The organism is Saccharopolyspora sp. ASAGF58 (assembly GCF_012277335.1).
In the GTDB taxonomy this organism is placed as follows: domain Bacteria; phylum Actinomycetota; class Actinomycetes; order Mycobacteriales; family Pseudonocardiaceae; genus Saccharopolyspora; species Saccharopolyspora hattusasensis.
On sequence record NZ_CP040605.1, the window covers coordinates 2,841,492 to 2,858,306 of the forward strand.

Consider the following 16,815-nt stretch of genomic DNA (forward strand, 5'->3'; position numbering starts at 1 on the left):
CCGTCACCACAGGCGCAGGACCGTGCCGGCGGCGCCGCGGGCGAGCGAGATCTCCGATTAGCTTTCGTTCTCCGTTTGAAGCGCCGGAGGCGCTTGGCCCACCTCGCAGCTGGCACGCCGCCGGATCTCAGACCGTGTCCACCCCGTCGGGCTCTTGGCGAGGCCAGTCCACGAAGCCGCGTATTGGTCTTGCACAAACCGGGGATCCCGCACCGCCAAATGAGCCTGGAAACGGCTTCTATTCGCCTGCGGCGTTGCGGCGCCAGTAGGCGAGGGCGTAGAGGCGACGCCGTTCCAGGCCTAATTCCTGCTGGCAGTGCTCGCGGAGCTGATGGACCACATCGGCCTCCGCGCCGATCCACAGGTGCGGGTTCGGGCCGAGCTCGGCCGACCGCAGCGCGTCCACGAGCAGCGCGCTTTCGCCCGCCGGGACGCCGTCGCGGTGCAGCCAGTGCCAGGCCACCTCTGCGTCGGAGGGGAGCGCCTGCTCCTCCGCGGCGTCGGCGACCTCGGCGAACACCTGCACGCGGGCCGCCGCGGGCAGCTCCGCCAGGATCGCCGTAATGGCCGGCAGCGCCGTCTCGTCCCCGACCAACACCAGCGGGTCGGCGTCCGGCTGCGGCTGGTACGCCGGGCTGGGACCGACGGTGACGATCTGCTCGCCGGGCGCGGCCTGCGCCGCCCAGGTGCTTCCCGGGCCGTCGTGGTCGTGCACGACGAAGTCGATCGCCAGCTCCTGCCGCTGCGGGTCGAACCAGCGGACCGTGTAGGTGCGCTGCCGCGGCTGCTGCTCGCGTGGCAGCGCGAACACTTCGGCGCGGGTCCGGCCCAGCGGCATCGGCTGGCCGGGCTGCGGCAGGCACAGCTTGATCCGCTGGTCGCTGCCGTTGCTGACGAAGTCCGAGAGCTCCGAGCCGCCGAGCGTGACGCGCACCATCCGGGGCGTGACTCGCTTGGTCGCCCGCACCTCCAGCAAACGGTAGCGGGATCGCGCGCGCCTTGTGCTCACCTGCGTGTTCGTCACGCCCCGAGTCTAAGAACCGCCGACTCGACCCATCGCGCGACGGTCCCACGACCGCAATTTCAATGGAACTTGCGGAAGTTCCCCACAGCCCCCGGCGTGTCGGGATCCGACACGCCGGAGATCCGCAAGTTCCATTGAAATCGAAGGTCCGATTTCAATGGAACTTGCGGTCGGTCACGGCGGGAACGGTCGGTCACGGCGGGAAGATGCCCGGCGGCAGCACGGGTTGTTCCGGCTGCTGCGGTGGCCGGCCGCCCGGCTGCTGCGGCGGTTGGCCCTGCTGCGGCGGGCCGGGTGGAGGCTTTTCCGGCGACGGCGGCGGCACGTATCCGGTGCTGACCGAGATCGTCACGACCTCGCCGGGCAGCGCGAAGCCGCGCGGCGTCTGGCTGGTCACCGTGCCCTGCTTGCGTGTGCTGCTCACCGAGCGCTGCTGGACCGTGTAGCCCGCCTTCTCCAGCGTGTCGGTGGCCCGCTTCGCGTCCGTGCCGACGACGTTGGGCACCTGAAATTCGTCGCCGCCGTCCTCGTACCGCTTGGTGGTCGGCGGCAGCGGCAGCACCGGCAGACCCTCGTGGATGACCTTCATCGCGTCGAAGAAGGTCCGTGCCGGCACCTTGCCGCCGTAGATGTTGCCGCCGTTGACCCCGCACAACCTGGGCGGGTCGGAGTCGCAGATGCCCTGCGGCGAGGTGCCGTCGCTGAAGGTCAGCACCGCGCCCGCGAACTGCGGGGTGGCGCCCAGGAAACCGGCCGACTGGTGGGCCTCGGTGGTGCCGGTCTTCGCGGCCAGCGGCCGGTTCCAGCCGGCCGCTGCGGCCGCTGCGGCGGCGGTCCCGCCGGGCAGGTCGTCGTGGCTCATCCCGACGGCCAGCGCGTTCGCCAGGCCCGTGTCCACGGCCTGCTCGCACGGGTCCTCGGTGATCGACACCGGGTTGCCGTTGCGGTCCAGGATCTGCTCGACCGGCGTCGGCGGGCACCACACGCCGCCGCTCATGATCGTGGCGGCGACGTTGCTGAGCTCCAGCGGGCTGGTCGGCGCGTAGCCCAGCGTGAACGCGCCGATGTTGCGCTGCTTGACCTGCTCGGCCTGGGAAAGCCCGTTGGCCCCGTTCGGCGCCAGCGGGTCGCCGCCCGCGGTGTGGGCGAGCAGCGTTTCGCGCATCCCGAGCCGCGCCGCCATGTCCACCGTCTGCGCGAGCCCGACGCGTTCCTGCAACGCCACGAAACCGGTGTTCGGCGAGGTCGCCAGGGCCATCTGCAGGGTACGCGGGCCGGGCGCCACGCCTTCGGCGTTGCCCACGGTGTAGGGCGCCATGCCGTTCTTGTACACCGAGGACGTGTAGGAGCCTGGCGCCTGGATGGTGTTGTAGATGCCCATCCCCTTCTCCAGCGCGGCCGCCGAGGTGAACACCTTGTAGACCGACCCTGCGCCGAACTTGACCACGCCGCTGGGCAGCGCGTACGCGGTTTGCCCCTTGGAGGCGTCGAGCCCGAAGTCGCGGTTGGCGACCAGCGCGCGCACCCGGTGCTTGTCCTGGCCGGGCTCCACCACGCTCATCACGTTGGCGATGCCCTTGGCCGTCTTCGGCACGCCGCGCTCGGCGGCTGCCTTCGCCGCGTCGGTGGCGCGCGTGTCCAGGGTGGTGCGGATGGTGTAGCCGCCGCGTTTGAGCTGCTCCTCGGTAAACCCGGCGCGCTCCAGGTAGTCGATGACGTACTTGCAGAAGAACCCGTCCGACGGTCCGGCGCCGACGCAGCCGTTGGGGATGCCGCGCAGCGGTTGCGCGAGTCCCAGCGGCGAGTTGCGGGCCTCCTCGGCGGCCTCCGGGGTGATCCGGTGCTGGTCCTCCATCGCCTTGATCACCAGGTTGCGGCGGTTGAGCGCCTCGCTGGAGTTGTTCTCCGGGTTGAGCGCGCTCGGGCTGTTGACCATTCCGGCCAGCAGCGCGGCCTGCGCGATCGTGAGCTGGTCGGGCGTGGTGTCGAAGTAGGTGCGGGAGGCGGCGGCGATCCCGTAGGCCTGGTTCCCGTAGGGCACCACGTTGAGGTAGCGGGCGAGCACGTCCTCCTTGCTGAGCTGCTTCTCCAGCTGCAGCGCGATCCGGATCTCGCGCAGCTTGCGCGCCGGGGTCTGCTCGATGGCCTTCGCCTGCTTCACCGGGTCGTCGGCGGCGACGACGTGCACCAGGTAGTTCTTCACGTACTGCTGGGTCAGCGTCGAGCCGCCCTGCGCGATCTCGCCGGACATCTGGTTGGTCACGGCGGCGCGCACGGTGCCCGCCCAGTCCACGCCGTGGTGGTCGAAGAACCGCCGGTCCTCGATCGCCACGATCGCCGCCTTCATGGTGTCGGCGATCTGGTCCGGCTGGGCCGGGGTCCGGTTCTGGTCGAAGAGGTACGCGATCGGCCGACCGTCCCGATTTGTGACGGTCGTCACAAGTGGCGGTTCCTTGGTCATCAAGTCGGTGGAGATGCTGTTGACGGCGTCGCTGGCGCGGTTGGAGACCACTCCGAGTGACCCCGCTATCGGGAACAGCAAACCGGCCACCAGGACGCCAGCCAGCACACACAGACCGAATAGCTTCAACAAGCCGTCTCGGGCACGCACTCCGCCAGAGTAAGTCGGGGCGGCTTCGTGACGGAGTGTCACGGGCAAGATCCGCCCGATGTGATGAGTTCGAAAGATAACGGAGCGACAACCCTTGTTTGGTTATGGAACCAGCGGGCTCTACAGTCCGTCTACGTCCAGCGACAGCACTGTTGTGGTCAAAACAGTTCAGGGCACAACATCCGGTGCCGGGGGGCTCCGGACGAAATACGGTCGCCGACGATCCAGTGAGGAGCTGGGGGAACTCTATGTTCGAGCAGGGGGACTGGCGTGTTAACGCCGCATGCCGTGACCAGAATCCGGACCAATTGTTCGTCCGGGGAGCTGAGCAGCGCAAGGCGCGAATGGTCTGCTTCGGCTGCCCGGTCCGCACCGAGTGTCTCAGCGAGGCGCTCGACAACAAGATCGAATTCGGTGTTTGGGGCGGAATGACGGAGCGGGAGCGGCGTGCGTTGTTGAGGCGCCGGCCCGACGTCCGCAACTGGCGGGAATTGCTGGAAGCTGCCCGGCAGGATTATGCCGATTTCACCGAGTACCAAGTGAGCTAGTCCGTTAGAGGTCGGTCCGGGCAATTCGCAACCGCGGATTGCCCGAACCGACTTCTGCTATTCACCGGCCAGTCGGCGGCCGATCTCCCGGAGCCCGGCCAGGTCGTGCACGTCCGACGGCAGCGCCGGGACACCGACCAGCGACACGTCCGGGTGCGCCCGGGTGAACCGGGCGAGCAGCCGCTTCTCGCGCTCGGCCACCGCGACGCGGTCGGCGTGCACCCGCAGCACGGCCGCAGCCAGCGGCGCGGATCCGGTCGCCTCCATCTCCTCGGCGGCGGTGGCCGCCCGGGTGCCGGCGAGCCCGGCGACCACCGGGTGGGTCCGGTTGGCCACCAGGCCGACCAGCGGCATCCGCTCCCCGGCCAGCCGTTCCACGAAGTAGGTGGCCTCTCGCAGCGCATCCGGCTCCGGCGCGGCGACCACCAGGAACGCGGTGCCCTGGGAGCGCAGCAGCCGGTAGGTCTGTGCGGCGCGCACCCGGAACCCGCCGAAGGTCGAGTCGAATGCCTGCACGAACGCGGCGGCGTCGGCCAGCAGCTGGCCGCCGATGATGGTGGACACCGCCTTCGCGAACATCCCGAAACCGGCGCCGACGATCTTGCGCAGGCCCTTCCCGCCGACCCGGGCCGGGCTGGACAGCATCTTGATCAGTCGCCCGTCCAGCACGGTGGACAGCCGCTGCGGCGCGTCCAGGAAGTCCAGCGCCGACCGGCTCGGCGGGGTGTCCACCACGATCAGGTCCCAGGTGCCGGCGGCGGACAGCTGGCCGAGCTTCTCCATCGCCATGTATTCCTGCGTGCCGGAGAACGACGTGGAGATCGTTTGATAGAAGTGGTTGTTCAGGATCTGCTCGGCGCGTTCGCGGCCAGCATGCGCGAGCACCATGTCGTCGAAGGTGCGGCGCACGTCCAGCATCATCGCGTTGAGGTCGCCGGCCGGTTCGAAGCCCTCGATCGACACCTGCTTGGGCTGATTGCTCAGTTCCCGCAGGCCGAGCGCCTGGGCCAGCCGCTTGGCCGGGTCGATGGTGAGCACCACGGTCTTGCGGCCGCGTTCGGCGGCGCGCAGCGCGAGGGCGGCCGCGGTGGTCGTCTTGCCGACGCCGCCGGAGCCGCAGCAGACGACGATGTGCGTGTTCGGGTCGTCCAGCAACGCGTCGACGTCGACCTGCGCCGGTCGCAGCGGTTCGCTCATCGTGGGCTCCGGAAGCCGTGCTCGGTGAGTATCTCGGCGAGTTCGTAGAGCTCGGCGACGTCGATCCCGGCGGTGAGGTCGGGCAGCGAGACGGTCGGCAGGTCGAGCTCGGCGAGCTGCGCGCGGGCGTCGTCCTCGGTCTCGGCCCGGATGGCGTGCTCGATCGTCTCGTGCACCAGCCCGTCCAGGGTCTCGTCGTCGACGTGGAGCCCGGCGGCGGCCATCCCGGTGCGCACCCGCTCCGCGTCCACCCGGCCCGCTGCGGCCGCGGCGACCGAGCGGGGCGGCAGCCGGTTGGGCCGGACCCGGTTGCATACCACGCCACCCGGCCGCAGGTCGGCGGCGTCGAGTTCGGCGACCGCCTCCAGGGTTTCCCGTACCGGCAGTTCCTCGAGCAGCGTCACCAGGTGCACGACGGTGTCGCTGGAGTGCAGCAGGCGCACCACGGCGTCGCTGTGGTCCCGGATTGGCCCGACCTTGGCGAGGTCGGCCATCGCGCGTGTGACGTCGAGGAACTTGACCACGCGGCCGGTCGGCGGCGCGTCGACGACCACCGCGTCGTAGACGTAGCGGCCGCGCCCGTCGGTGCGGCCGACGCACTCCTTGATCTTCCCGGTGAACAGCACGTCGCGCAGGCCCGGCGCGAGGGTCGTGGCGAACTCGATCGCGCCCATCTTGCGCAGCGTGCGACCGGCGAAGCCGAGGTTGTAGAACATCGACAGGTACTCAAGCAGCGCCGCCTCGGCATCGATGGCCAGCGCGCGGAGTTCGCCGCCGCCGGGCGCCGCGGCGATCCACTCCTCGGCGTAGGGCAGCGGGGCGGTGTCGAAGAGCTGGGCGATGCCCTGCCTACCCTCCACCTCGATCAGCAGCACCTTGCGTCCGCCGGTGGCCAGGGCGAGGGCGAGCGCGGCTGCGACGGTCGTCTTGCCGGTGCCGCCTTTGCCGCTGACGACGTGCAGTCGCGCCTGATCCAGTTCCCCGTCCCAGTCGGTCACACGATCAGCGTAAGTGCCGAGTTCCCCGAATGTCTGCCGACCGTGAACTCCCGCCACGCGTCGGGATCGGCGCCGATCAGCGCAGGGCGCTCTCCGCGAGGTCGCGGACCGCCGCCTGGGGGCAACAGCCAGGCCGTCGCGTCGAAGTTGGAGCGGCTCGGCTACACGGGCGTCCGCAAGTACCGCGAAGGCATTCAGGACTGGGGCGGGTTGGGCTTGCCCGTCAAGACGACAGCGTGAGCGCGGCGACGCGGAGGGCGGGCGGCGGGTCTCCTAAGCTGCACGCATGCAGAAGTGGGAGTACGCGACGGTGCCGCTGTTGATCCACGCGACCAAACAAATCCTCGACCAGTGGGGCGAGGACGGCTGGGAGCTGGTCTCCGTCCTGCCGGGTCCGACCGGCGAGCAGCTGGTGGCCTACCTGAAGCGCCCGAAGGAGGCCTGACATGGGTCGGTGGACAGAACGCCTCGCGGAGCTCGGCATCCCGCTACCGGAGGTCGTGCCTCCGGTAGCGGCGTACGTGCCCGCCGTGCGCACCGGTTCGCTGGTGTACACGTCCGGCCAGGTGCCGATGGTCGCCGGCAAGCCCGCCGGGATCGGCAAGGTCGGCGCGGAGATCACCCCGGAGGAGGCCAAGCAGCATGCCGCGATCTGTGCGCTCAATGCGCTCGCCGCGGTGGACGGGCTGGTCGGCCTGGACTCGGTGGTGCGGATCGTCAAGGTCGTCGGCTTCGTGGCCTCGGCGGAGGGCTTCACCGGTCAGCCCGGGGTGGTCAACGGCGCGTCGGAGCTGCTCGGCGAGATCTTCGGCGAGGCGGGCCAGCACGCCCGCTCGGCGGTGGGCGTGGCCGAGCTGCCGCTCGGCGTCCCGGTCGAGGTGGAACTGATCGTCGAGGTCGAATAAGCACCCGTGACGTAATTTGCGCGGCGTTGCCCGGTTCCGGGTAACGCCGCGTTTCGAATACGTCACAACGGGTTGTTGGCGGATATCCCGGACGGTGTTTTCGGTGGCTCGGCCAACGAAGCACCGCCCACGACCAGTACGCTGCGATCACCCCCTGCTTTAGGTTGGTCAGATCTGGCATAGCCCGAATAGGGGTATCGATTCCAGTGTGTTGCGGAAAGACGGTTCAAAGGCTTGATTGATCCGGTTCTCGCGACCAAAGTTCACCTGGACGGGTGTAGCTAGCGGCCGGGGGCGGCGAGCGACACCCACATCGATGGTGTACGAGGGTGGGAGGGGCCGGCGTGGCGGTGCGCGAAACCGATCTGCGGTGCCACGAATTACTTCTTCGGCTCGCCGGGCGGCTGCCGGACCGGCGCCTGTGGCGCTTCCGCGACTGGCTGGCCGGGGACGCCGCCGACGTGGTCGCGAAGATGCTGCCGGGCACGCTCGTCCGCGAGCGGATCGCACTCGACGACGCCGAACACCAACTGCTGGCCGACGCGCTGGCGCCGCTGGGCGCCGACCTCGCGATGGTCAACGCCGTCCTCCCCGCGGAACCCGACGCCGTCCCGCAGCACGCGTTCAGTCCCGAACGCCCCGCGAGCAGCGTCGGCGACTCCGCGGTGCTGGTGCTCGGCGCCACGCTGCGCGGCCGGCCCGGGGTCCGCGAGGTACGCAGCAGCTGGCGGCGCGACGAGGGCGGCGCGACAAAGCTGGTAGTGCTGGTTAAGGCGTCCGCCGACGTCGTCGGCCTCACCGGGGAGATCCAGCGCATCCTGCGAGCGCTCGGCGAACCCGCCCCCTGCGTCGAGGTGCTCCCGCCCGAGCTGGAACCCACCGCGTACCACCATGCCGCCCTCGCGGAATCGGTGCTGGTGTGCGCGGGAGCCGAAGAACTTGCCGGCCGCCGCGGTTGAGCGGGCGGCATCCGTGAAGGAGGCGTGCGTGGTGGACGTGGCTGAGGGGGCCGGGCCGGTGGACCGGCTGCACAACCTCTTGCTGGCCATGACTGGACGGGTGGACGACGACGGGATCAACAGCGCGCGCGAACTGCTCGGCATCGGCCAGCCGGACGCCGCGGCCGAGTTCCTCACCGGCTGCCTGCTGGCCGGCCACATCCCAGTGACCTCGTCCGAGCAGTACCACCTGCGCCGGGTGCTGGACGAAACCCGCTCCACGCACACCCTGGCGGACCGGGTGCACGTGGTGGACTCGTTGCCGTCCGACGAGCACCGGTTCGGCGAACCGGCCGAGGACGACGGAGACCTGATAGCGGCGCTGGAGTCGGTCACCGGGCGGCTCCAGGGCGTCCGCGGAATGTGGTGCGCCTCGCGGACCACCCCGGCCGGCGCCACCTACGGAGCGGTGCCCCGGCGCATCCTGCTCGCCGAGGTGAGCCCGGAAGGCTCGACCACGGCGGTCGCCTACCAGCTGATCGAGGCCCTGCGGCGGGTCGGCATCAACTGCTCGGTCGACGTCTTCGACAGCGGCGCCGAACTGCCCGAATACCACCGCGAAGCCCTTGCGGCGGCACACCGGGTGCGCCTCGACGCACCTGCCTCCCGGCCGGCGGAGCGCCACCGGACGGAGGAAGCGCAGCGTCCGGTGGAGCGCCCGGTCACGCGGGAGCGCCACCGGACGGAGGAAGCGCAGCGTCCGGTGGAGCGCCCGGTCACGCGGGAGGACGCGCAGCGTCCGGCGGAGCGCCCCGCAGAGGAGAAGCGCGCGGCGGAGCCGCTGCGGCGGCAGCACGGGCGGAGCCGGAGCGAGCGGCGGAGCCGGAGCGCTCGATCCCGCAGCCGGCGCAGCCGGAGCACGCGCAGGCGGTGGCGGTACTGCCCGCCGCTGCGGCGGCAGCCTCCGCCGAGGTGAACGCGATGCGGGTACCGCCGGCGGTCGACGCGAAGCTGACCGACCGCGAGCGCAACTTGTTGCGCAAGCTGCACGAGGAGCTCGCGCAGCGGGAGCAGGACCGGTCCGAGACGCGGCGGCCCAACGGGTCGAACAACGGCGAGGAGGCCTGGACGTCGACCATGCCGGGTGGCACCGGCGGCTTCCCGCCGATCGGCGCGGCGCCGGCCAACAACCAGGCCTACGCCCCCCAGCAACAGCGCTCCTGACCAGGTTTCCGAGGAGCGCTGTTTCAAAGCTGGTAAAAACTCATGAGCACGCTGAGTCGCCATAGAGCGCGCTTTGGATGCGGTGGGACGTGGTCGCAGTAAGGCGGTGTGTGTCTTCGAAGCGGCGAAGCCATCTGTCCACCCCGCAGCGCGTGCGGCGAACGGTCCGCTCGCCGCAGCCACGGCAGCGCAAGGCCGGTGCGGTGGGATGGAGCGAACGGACTCACTTCACCTATCGAGGCAAACAGGCCGTTCGCTCCACACCAGCCAACGGGGATGCACCAGTCCGCGGAACGCAGTTCCCGAACAGGCTCTATGCCCAAACACACTCGCGGCAGCTGACCAGCAAAGCAGTGCCTCTCTAGGCCGCCTGTTGGACGTCCGCGAGGACCTGCTGCAGGTGGAGGCCCCGGCGCACGTCGCACGAGTGCTCCGTGCGCTCCTCGCGGACCATCGCGAGGAGGTCGTCGAGCATCCGCGCGTAGCACTCGCGGGCCGCCGTCCGCCGACCCAGCAGCGGTGCTTGGCCGTGCTCGCCGTACACCGCGAAGTCGACCAGCGACGGCTGCACCGGCATGCGCAGCGACAGCGTCAGCGTGCTGGTCAGGTCGCCGGCGTGGCCGAACACGATCTGCCAGAGGCCGTCGCTGCTGCGGTGCGCGTAGTGCACCTGCTCGATCTCGCCGAGGGCCGCGTCGAGCAGGTCGATCGCATGCGGGCCCGCGTCGATCAACGGGCCGTACTGCTCCTGGCGCCACTCCGACATGGCGTAATCACCCGCCAGCAGCCCTCCTGCCAGCCACCGACCGGTGCCGCCCTGCCAGCCGTCGCGCTCCCGCAAGCCCGCCAGCCACTCCCGCACCTCCGGCGCGAACCGGCGCGTGAGCATCATCAGCGCGGCCACCCCGGCGTCGTCCACCGCTTCGACGATCCGGCGGGCACCGGCCGGATCGGCGGCCAACGGCTTTTCGAGCACCAGGTGCTTGCCCGCGCGGGCAGCTTGCGGCGCGAACTCGGCCTGCACCGCAGGTGGCACCGCGAATGCCACCGCGTCTACTGACTCCAGCAGTTCGTCGAAACCGTCGACGACCGCCGCGTCGTACGGTTCGGCGAAGGTCTTGGCCACGTCCGGCCGTCGCGCCCACACGGCCGCCAACCGCGTTCCTGGATGTTCGTACAAACCCGGGCCGTGCACTCGGTGGGCCCAGGGACCGGCTCCGACTACGCCGACCCGCAGTGCTTCGTCCATGCCGCAATGGTGCCGTTGAACCATCGCTGTTGCGGCCATTGGGGGCCCTGGCGCGGCGGGCGTGTCGGACGCTGCGCTCTCCGTGCGAAATTGATTCTGGAATCCCATTCCAAGGGTTTTCCGGCATAGGGTGACCTGCATGGTGCAACTGCCCGAAGATCGGTCCCTGCCAACGGGATTCGTCCCCGGAACGCCGCCAGAGCAGCCGGCTGCGCCCAAGGACGCGGCGACCGTGATGTTGCTCCGCGACGGCGCGACGGGTCCAGAGGTGTTCCTGCAGCGCCGAGTGAAGGGCATGCCGTTCGCCGGCGGCATGACGGTCTTCCCCGGGGGCGGCGTCGACCAGCGCGACGCTGACGCCTCGGTGGCCTGGAGCGGGCCGGATGCGGACTGGTGGGCCGAGCGGTTCGGCTGCTCACCGGACGTGGCCCGCGCGCTCGTGTGTGCGGCCGTGCGCGAGACGTTCGAGGAATCCGGGGTGTTGCTGGCCGGGCCGGATCACACGACGGTCGTCGGCGACACGAGCCGCTACGCCGATGTGCGTGCCGCGCTGGTCTCCCGCGAGGTTTCATTGGCGAAGTTCCTCGCCGACGAGGGCCTGGTCGTGCGCGCCGACCTACTACGCCCCTGGGCGAACTGGGTGACCCCGGAACGCGAGCCGCGGCGCTACGACACCCGGTTCTTCCTCGCCGCGATGCCCGAAGGGCAGCGCGCCGACGCGGTCACCACGGAGGCGGCCGAGGCGTACTGGGCCACGCCGAAGCAGGTGTTGGAGGACTTCGAGCAGGGCCGCTGCCACCTGCTCCCACCGACCCGTGTCACGCTCAGCGAGCTAGCCGAGTGCGGCACCCTGCCGACGGCGTTCGCGGCCGAACGCACCCTGGACAAGATCCTGCCGAAGCTGGTGCGGCGCAACGACCGGTGGCATGCGGTCCTGCCCGGCGAACCCGGATTCCAGGAGGCGAAGTGATGCAGCACCCCGCCTACGGGGCATTTCGCCAGGTCACGACGTACGCATCGGTCTTGCTGGCGGACAACCCGTCGCCGATGACGCTGGAAGGCACCAACACGTGGGTGGTGCGCGAGCGGGACGCGGGCGACTGCGTGGTCATCGACCCCGGCCCGGCCGACGCCGAGCACCTTCGCCGCGTCGCCGACCAGGGCTCGGTCTCGCTGGTGCTGCTCACCCACCACCACGGCGACCACACCGACGGAGTCGAGCAGTTCGTCGAGCTCACCGGCGCTCCGGTGCGCGCGCTGGACCCGGCGCTGTGCAGGGCAGCGGAAGCGATCCGGGACGGCGAGATCATCAAGGCTGGCGGCGTGGACCTGCGTGCGGTCGCCACGGCGGGCCACACCGCCGACTCGGTGTGCTTCATCGCCGACCACGACGAACCCGCCGTGTTCACCGGCGACAGCATCCTCGGCCGCGGAACGGCGGTCGTGGCCCACCCCGACGGCCACCTGGGCTCCTACCTCAAGTCGCTGCGCCTGCTGGCCGCGCTGCCGCCCGGCCTGCGGGTGCTCCCCGGCCACGGGCCGGAGCTCCCCGACGCCCAAGCGATCGCGACGGCCTACCTGCAGCACCGCGAACAGCGCCTCGACCAGGTCCGCTCGGCCGTCCGCGACCTCGGACCGGCGGCCACGCCGCACCAGGTCGTGGAGGTCGTCTACGCGGACGTGGACCGCTCGGTCTGGCCCGCGGCGGAACTGACCGTCCAAGCCCAACTCGCCTACCTGCGAGAACAGGGCGAACTCCGGGACTGACTCACGACCGCTTCGGCATCAGGACGTAGTGCAGCTCGGCGCCGGACGGGTCCGGTTCCGCGCCGGTGATCATCGTCGAGCGGCGTCTCGGAGCGCAGGCCGATGCGGACTGCCTGCGCGCCGAACGCCTGCAGCGCATCGGCGAGGTAGCGGGGCTGGTAGGTGGTGGTGAAGCGATCACCGCTGGTGGTGGCCTTGACCGCCTCTTCGGCCTCGCCGAACTGCTGATCGGCCGCGCGCACCCGGACCTCGGCGTCGCCGACCTCCAACAACACCGTGCCCTGAGCCCCGGCGAACGGCGCCACGCGGCGCACCGCCCCGGCGAGCTCGGGCGCCGACACCGGTCGTTTCCGCAGCTGATCACCCGTGAGCACTTTCAGGCGCGGTACGCCTGTTGTGGACGTGGTGACTTGGTGTGGAGCGAACGGCCCGTTTGGGTCGCCTATCAGGTGAACAGTCCGTTCGCCCCGTACCACGCGCGTTCCCGGCAGCCGCTCGGGCCGCCAAAGGGCAATCACGGGCGCTGACCAGGTCAGATGCCAGCCAGGGTGAGGTCGGAGCGGGACGGCGGGGCCAGGGTGCGGCGACGCAGCCACAGGACCGCCGCGAGTACGACGCCGACCGCGCTCGCGGTCAGGAACGACGCCGCCGGGCCGCTGATCTCGACCAGTTGACCGCTGATCGACTGGCCGATGGCCGCGCCCAGCGTCACCGAGGTGACCACCCAGCCGAACGCCTCGGTGGCGGTGCCCGCCGGCGCCGCGATCTCGATCGCCACCGAGTGCGCGGTGGACTGCGGCGTGATCAGGCTGCCCGCCACCAGCAGCGCCAGGCACAAGCCCCACAGCGTCGATGGCACGGCGAGCAGGGTGAGCAGCGCGGCGAAGCCGAACAGCAGCGCGGGCAGCCGCAGGTGCATCGGTCGCGGCCAGGGGCGCAGCCCGTAGGCGACACCGACGACCACCGAGCTCACCGACAGCAGGCTGAGCAGCAGGCCGCCGGCCGTGGGGTGGCCCGCCTCCACGGCCGTCGCGGGCACGCCGACCTCGATGAAGCCGATCAGGATGCCAAAGCCCAGCGCGGCGAGCGCCACGGTCCGCATCCCCGGGCTCGCGATCGCCCCGAGGAGGCTGCTGCCGACCCGCTCCGCAGGGTCCGGCCGATGGCCGCGGGCGGCTCGGGTGGAGGCGAAGCCGACGCTGCCGATGACCATGCAGGCGGCGCCGACCACGACCCCGGTCCCCGGCCACGGCATCGCGACCATCAGGCCGGCCAGGCCCGGGCCGAGGATGAAGAAGACCTCCATGCTGATGGCCTCGTACGAGTAGGCCGCGTCTCGCGCCGGGCCGGGCGGCAGCAGCCGCCGCCACAGCGCCCGCGAGGCCGGGCCCACCATCGGCTCGCTGATCCCGACCAGGAACGCCAGCGCGGTCATCAGCGCCATCGGGGCGTGCAGCTCGATGGCCACCACCTCGACGGTCACCAGTGCCGCGAACACGCCGGACATGACGTACAGCGGCACGGTCGGTCCCACCCGGTCCATCACCCGGCCCTGCGCGACCGAGCCGCAGGCGACACCGATCAGCGCACCCGCGGACACCAGCCCCGCCGCCGCAAACGAGCCGGTCTCCTGCTGTACGTAGAGCATCAGCGCGAGGCCGACCAACGCGATCGGCAGGCGGCCGAGCAGGGAGGCGATGACGGGCCCGCGGGCGCCGGGAGCGGTCAGGGCGGTGCGGTAGTCGGTTAGGGACGTGGACTGGGACACGTGAACAGTATTCCAATTTTGGTACGACAGTACCAACTTTGATTCGGGTTATCTCTCTCACGGATTCGGGTAATCCCCTCACACGAGAAAAAAGGGACCTTCTACCCGGTTCGGCCGCCGACCGAAGAGGGCACACTTAAATAAGAGTGGCTACGCAATTCGGGTGAACTCTGCAACCGAGCTGCGGACAGCCGCGTCCTGGAAGGTGAGAGGGGTTGCTGGCGGCACCGGCCGTCCAGCATCTTCGACAAGAAGGCTTTCCTCTGGTGCCAAGGATTCGGGGCCGACGCATCGGAGGATCGGGGGAGCGTGGTTAGTCGTCGGGGGACGAACCACGCACATGTGAAGGGGCCGGAGCGCCGCGTCGGGGGCGGCGTCCGGCCCCTTCACACATGTGCTGGAGCCGGTTCGGGCGTCAGCAGCTGCCGCCACCGCCGTCGCCGCCCCCGCTGAAACCGCCACCGCCGCCGTCGGAACAGGCCCCGAAGCCGCCGCCCCCGCTGTCGCTCCCGCCGAATCCATCGCGCGTGTCGCTGTAGCTGCCGGTGTCGCTGGTGTAGTAGGCCCCGCCGGAACTGCCGGTGTAGCAGCGGCCGCGACCACCCTTGGAGCGCACGGACGCGGCGATCAAGATCGCGAACGCCGCCACGATCGCGATTGCGAAGATTCCGCCCATCGGTTTGCCCCCTCAGGTCTCCGTTCCTCGGTCGTCCGTAGGACGCCCATCGGCCACCGGGGGTTCCAGGTCGAGCACGAAACGTGAAGGAGCCTCAGTCGCCACCGCCGCCGCCGGAATCGCCCGAACCGCCCGAGTCCCACCCACCGCCGGAATCCCACCCGCCGTGGTGTCCGCCGCCGTGGTGTCCGTCGAACGAACTGCCTTCGCCCCAGCCCCAGCTCGTGTCGACGCCGCTGGATCCGCTGTCGCTCCGCCTGGAAACTTTCCGGCGTGCGGCGGCCCGTCGGCGCGCGGCGGCGTAGTCGGCTCCAACGCGCCGGCGATGCCGCCGGGCGCGAGCGACCCACCGGTCCCTGACGATGCCGATGCCGAGCAAGAGCAACATGCCCGCCCCGACGTAACCAATCCAGTGCATGCCGCCCGCCTCTCGATCGACCGATCAAGGTTCTACACGCCGCAGGCGGCCATCGGGTTGACTTTCGGGCACGAAAAAGACGCACGTCAGCTGAAAAGTCCGGGTAGGGGTCCCGAACCCGTCGGCCGACGCGCGTCAGTTCACGGCGTCGCTACTGCACCAGTGCTCAGCGAGCGCGGCGGGCCAACCGCTCGGGGTCGAGGATGAGCACGCTCTTGCCCTCGAGTCGCAGCCAACCGCGGTGCGCGAAGTCCGCCAGCGCCTTGTTCACGGTCTCCCGCGAAGCGCCGACGTACTGCGCGATCTCTTCCTGCGTCAGGTCGTGGGTGACCCGCAGCAGTCCCGCCTCCTGGCTGCCGAAGCGCTGCGCGAGCTGCAGCAACGCCTTGGCAACGCGGCCCGGCACGTCGGTGAAGATCAGGTCGGCCAGCATGCCGTTGGTCCGGCGCAGCCTGCGCGCGACCACGCGCAGCAGCTGCTCGGCGATCTCCGGGCGCGTGGCGATCCACTGCCGAAGGGCCGACCGGTCCATGCTCAGTGTGCGGACCTCGGTGACCGTGGTCGCCGTCGAGGTGCGCGGCCCCGGGTCGAAGATGGACAGCTCGCCGAACATGTCCGACGGGCCCATGATCGCCAGCAGGTTCTCGCGACCGTCGGGCGACTTGCGTCCGAGCTTCACCTTGCCGGACTGAATGATGTAGAGCCGGTCGCCCGGCTCGCCCTCGGCGAAGATCACGTGTCCTCGCGGGAACTCCACGGGTTCCAGCGACTGGGCCAGTGCCTCTGCCGCGGCCGGCTCAACGCCCTGGAAGATGCCGGCCCGGGCCAGTGTCTCGTCCACCTCGTCCCTCCATGTTGAGACGCGGCGGCTGTCTGTGGTGCCGGACCCGCAAGTGCGAATCTAGCGGTGTGCCGCCGATCACTACCAGTAATTCTAAGACTGGTCGCGGGAACGGCGAGTACGCAACCTACCTGCACGTCCCACCCTGCGGAGCTGGAACAACTCCAGCGCGCGTCCAATACCTTGCCGGAACAGCGCCCGTACCTCGTCGGGGCGAGCGTTCTCCAGCAACTCCTCCACCTCGTTCTCCTGCACCGCGACGTGCCGCAGGCGGGCCTCCACGCGCTCCATGAAGAGGGTGAAGAACATGATCACGAGCGGCACGACGATGACGAACCAGGCAGCCATCATGACTTGAATCCTCGCTCATACCTTCGGGGCGGGTGCAACCGGGGTCGGGTTCCCGGCGAGCGTGACTGTAAGGCCACCTTCCGTGACGAACTCTTCTCATGGTCCGGCGGGGGTCCCCGGACCGTGTCGGGGCGCAGCCTAACCCGGATACGCAACGCAGTCGGCGTTGGACACACTCCGGCGGCCCTGGGCCGCGCCGGTGCGGCGGGTTTCCGGGGCGATCGGATCCGTAGGCTGGTGGGGTGTCAGACCTGGCTCGGAACAAGCGCAAGAGTGCCGCGACCCGTTCGGGTGATGAAA

Annotated in this window: 19 protein-coding genes; 8 read left to right on the top strand and 11 right to left on the bottom strand. The window is 70.3% G+C overall.

What is annotated here, in order from left to right:
* Positions 1 to 238: 238 nt before the first annotated feature.
* Both FDZ84_RS13425 and FDZ84_RS13430 read right to left on the bottom strand, forming a co-directional pair.
* A complete protein-coding gene (locus tag FDZ84_RS13425; protein ID WP_168586174.1) occupies positions 239 to 1,009 on the bottom strand; it encodes a siderophore-interacting protein in 771 nt (256 codons plus the stop codon).
* Between the two features lie 208 nt (positions 1,010 to 1,217).
* Positions 1,218 to 3,617, bottom strand: coding sequence for a transglycosylase domain-containing protein (locus tag FDZ84_RS13430; protein ID WP_246868991.1), 2,400 nt, complete (start codon positions 3,615 to 3,617; stop codon positions 1,218 to 1,220).
* A 266-nt stretch (positions 3,618 to 3,883) separates the two neighbouring features.
* Here FDZ84_RS13430 and FDZ84_RS13435 point away from each other — a divergent pair, with 266 nt between their 5' ends.
* Positions 3,884 to 4,183, top strand: a complete 300-nt coding sequence (locus FDZ84_RS13435) for a WhiB family transcriptional regulator (protein ID WP_010307833.1) — start codon at positions 3,884 to 3,886, stop codon at positions 4,181 to 4,183.
* Between the two features lie 57 nt (positions 4,184 to 4,240).
* On the opposite strand, the gene FDZ84_RS13440 is transcribed toward FDZ84_RS13435, so the two are convergent.
* Together FDZ84_RS13440 and FDZ84_RS13445 are read right to left on the bottom strand one after the other, a co-directional pair.
* Positions 4,241 to 5,380, bottom strand: coding sequence for an ArsA-related P-loop ATPase (locus tag FDZ84_RS13440; RefSeq protein ID WP_168586175.1), 1,140 nt, complete (start codon positions 5,378 to 5,380; stop codon positions 4,241 to 4,243).
* Positions 5,377 to 6,378, bottom strand: coding sequence for an ArsA-related P-loop ATPase (locus FDZ84_RS13445; RefSeq protein ID WP_168586176.1), 1,002 nt, complete (start codon positions 6,376 to 6,378; stop codon positions 5,377 to 5,379). Before FDZ84_RS13445 ends, FDZ84_RS13440 begins: the two co-directional genes overlap by 4 nt.
* Before the next feature lie 286 nt (positions 6,379 to 6,664).
* Here FDZ84_RS13445 and FDZ84_RS13450 point away from each other — a divergent pair, with 286 nt between their 5' ends.
* The 5 genes from FDZ84_RS13450 (at position 6,665) to FDZ84_RS38830 (ending at position 9,445) form a co-directional block, all read left to right on the top strand.
* Positions 6,665 to 6,823, top strand: coding sequence for a DUF4177 domain-containing protein (locus FDZ84_RS13450; RefSeq protein WP_010307841.1), 159 nt, complete (start codon positions 6,665 to 6,667; stop codon positions 6,821 to 6,823).
* Position 6,824: 1 nt separating this feature from the next.
* On the top strand, positions 6,825 to 7,283 hold the full coding sequence (locus FDZ84_RS13455; protein ID WP_168586177.1) for a RidA family protein: 459 nt from the start codon (positions 6,825 to 6,827) through the stop codon (positions 7,281 to 7,283).
* Between the two features lie 344 nt (positions 7,284 to 7,627).
* Positions 7,628 to 8,242, top strand: a complete 615-nt coding sequence (locus FDZ84_RS13460; RefSeq protein ID WP_246868992.1) for a hypothetical protein — start codon at positions 7,628 to 7,630, stop codon at positions 8,240 to 8,242.
* A 28-nt stretch (positions 8,243 to 8,270) separates the two neighbouring features.
* Positions 8,271 to 9,197 (top strand): hypothetical protein, encoded by a 927-nt coding sequence (locus FDZ84_RS13465; RefSeq protein ID WP_246868993.1) that lies wholly within the window; start codon positions 8,271 to 8,273, stop codon positions 9,195 to 9,197.
* 5 nt (positions 9,198 to 9,202) lie between these two features.
* On the top strand, positions 9,203 to 9,445 hold the full coding sequence (locus FDZ84_RS38830; protein ID WP_246868994.1) for a hypothetical protein: 243 nt from the start codon (positions 9,203 to 9,205) through the stop codon (positions 9,443 to 9,445).
* A gap of 361 nt (positions 9,446 to 9,806) precedes the next feature.
* Here FDZ84_RS38830 and FDZ84_RS13470 read toward each other — a convergent pair whose 3' ends face one another.
* On the bottom strand, positions 9,807 to 10,694 hold the full coding sequence (locus FDZ84_RS13470; RefSeq protein WP_168586178.1) for a Gfo/Idh/MocA family protein: 888 nt from the start codon (positions 10,692 to 10,694) through the stop codon (positions 9,807 to 9,809).
* 139 nt (positions 10,695 to 10,833) lie between these two features.
* Here FDZ84_RS13470 and FDZ84_RS13475 point away from each other — a divergent pair, with 139 nt between their 5' ends.
* A complete protein-coding gene (locus tag FDZ84_RS13475; RefSeq protein WP_168586179.1) occupies positions 10,834 to 11,664 on the top strand; it encodes an NUDIX domain-containing protein in 831 nt (276 codons plus the stop codon).
* A complete protein-coding gene (locus tag FDZ84_RS13480; protein WP_168590033.1) occupies positions 11,664 to 12,461 on the top strand; it encodes an MBL fold metallo-hydrolase in 798 nt (265 codons plus the stop codon). The genes FDZ84_RS13475 and FDZ84_RS13480 overlap by 1 nt, the downstream gene beginning before the upstream one ends.
* On the opposite strand, the gene FDZ84_RS13485 is transcribed toward FDZ84_RS13480, so the two are convergent.
* From FDZ84_RS13485 to FDZ84_RS13510, 6 genes are all read right to left on the bottom strand, one after another.
* Entirely contained in the window at positions 12,428 to 12,802 is a 375-nt protein-coding gene (locus FDZ84_RS13485; protein WP_246868995.1) for a hypothetical protein, read from the bottom strand. The genes FDZ84_RS13480 and FDZ84_RS13485 overlap by 34 nt on opposite strands.
* 191 nt (positions 12,803 to 12,993) lie before the next feature.
* A complete protein-coding gene (locus FDZ84_RS13490) occupies positions 12,994 to 14,229 on the bottom strand; it encodes an MFS transporter (protein WP_168586180.1) in 1,236 nt (411 codons plus the stop codon).
* Positions 14,230 to 14,644: 415 nt separating this feature from the next.
* The gene (locus tag FDZ84_RS37765; protein ID WP_210435546.1) at positions 14,645 to 14,905 is read right to left on the bottom strand and encodes a hypothetical protein; all 261 of its coding nucleotides are present in this window, start codon (positions 14,903 to 14,905) and stop codon (positions 14,645 to 14,647) included.
* Between the two features lie 94 nt (positions 14,906 to 14,999).
* A complete protein-coding gene (locus tag FDZ84_RS37770) occupies positions 15,000 to 15,323 on the bottom strand; it encodes a hypothetical protein (protein WP_210435547.1) in 324 nt (107 codons plus the stop codon).
* A gap of 166 nt (positions 15,324 to 15,489) precedes the next feature.
* Positions 15,490 to 16,164, bottom strand: coding sequence for a Crp/Fnr family transcriptional regulator (locus FDZ84_RS13505; RefSeq protein WP_168586181.1), 675 nt, complete (start codon positions 16,162 to 16,164; stop codon positions 15,490 to 15,492).
* 93 nt (positions 16,165 to 16,257) lie between these two features.
* Positions 16,258 to 16,512, bottom strand: coding sequence for a hypothetical protein (locus FDZ84_RS13510; RefSeq protein ID WP_029535541.1), 255 nt, complete (start codon positions 16,510 to 16,512; stop codon positions 16,258 to 16,260).
* Between the last annotated feature and the right edge of the window lie 303 nt (positions 16,513 to 16,815).

Excerpts from the sequence above, each read along its gene's own strand:
- FDZ84_RS13470 (WP_168586178.1), bottom strand. The coding sequence starts at position 10,694 with ATGGACGAAGCACTGCGGGTCGGCGTAGTCGGAGCCGGTCCCTGGGCC.
- FDZ84_RS13475 (WP_168586179.1), top strand. The coding sequence starts at position 10,834 with ATGGTGCAACTGCCCGAAGATCGGTCCCTGCCAACGGGATTCGTCCCC.
- FDZ84_RS38830 (WP_246868994.1), top strand. The coding sequence starts at position 9,203 with ATGCGGGTACCGCCGGCGGTCGACGCGAAGCTGACCGACCGCGAGCGC.
- FDZ84_RS13455 (WP_168586177.1), top strand. The coding sequence starts at position 6,825 with ATGGGTCGGTGGACAGAACGCCTCGCGGAGCTCGGCATCCCGCTACCG.
- FDZ84_RS13480 (WP_168590033.1), top strand. The coding sequence starts at position 11,664 with ATGCAGCACCCCGCCTACGGGGCATTTCGCCAGGTCACGACGTACGCA.
- FDZ84_RS13510 (WP_029535541.1), bottom strand. The coding sequence starts at position 16,512 with ATGGCTGCCTGGTTCGTCATCGTCGTGCCGCTCGTGATCATGTTCTTC.
- FDZ84_RS37770 (WP_210435547.1), bottom strand. The coding sequence starts at position 15,323 with ATGCACTGGATTGGTTACGTCGGGGCGGGCATGTTGCTCTTGCTCGGC.
- FDZ84_RS37765 (WP_210435546.1), bottom strand. The coding sequence starts at position 14,905 with ATGGGCGGAATCTTCGCAATCGCGATCGTGGCGGCGTTCGCGATCTTG.
- FDZ84_RS13435 (WP_010307833.1), top strand. The coding sequence starts at position 3,884 with ATGTTCGAGCAGGGGGACTGGCGTGTTAACGCCGCATGCCGTGACCAG.
- FDZ84_RS13450 (WP_010307841.1), top strand. The coding sequence starts at position 6,665 with ATGCAGAAGTGGGAGTACGCGACGGTGCCGCTGTTGATCCACGCGACC.
- FDZ84_RS13440 (WP_168586175.1), bottom strand. The coding sequence starts at position 5,380 with ATGAGCGAACCGCTGCGACCGGCGCAGGTCGACGTCGACGCGTTGCTG.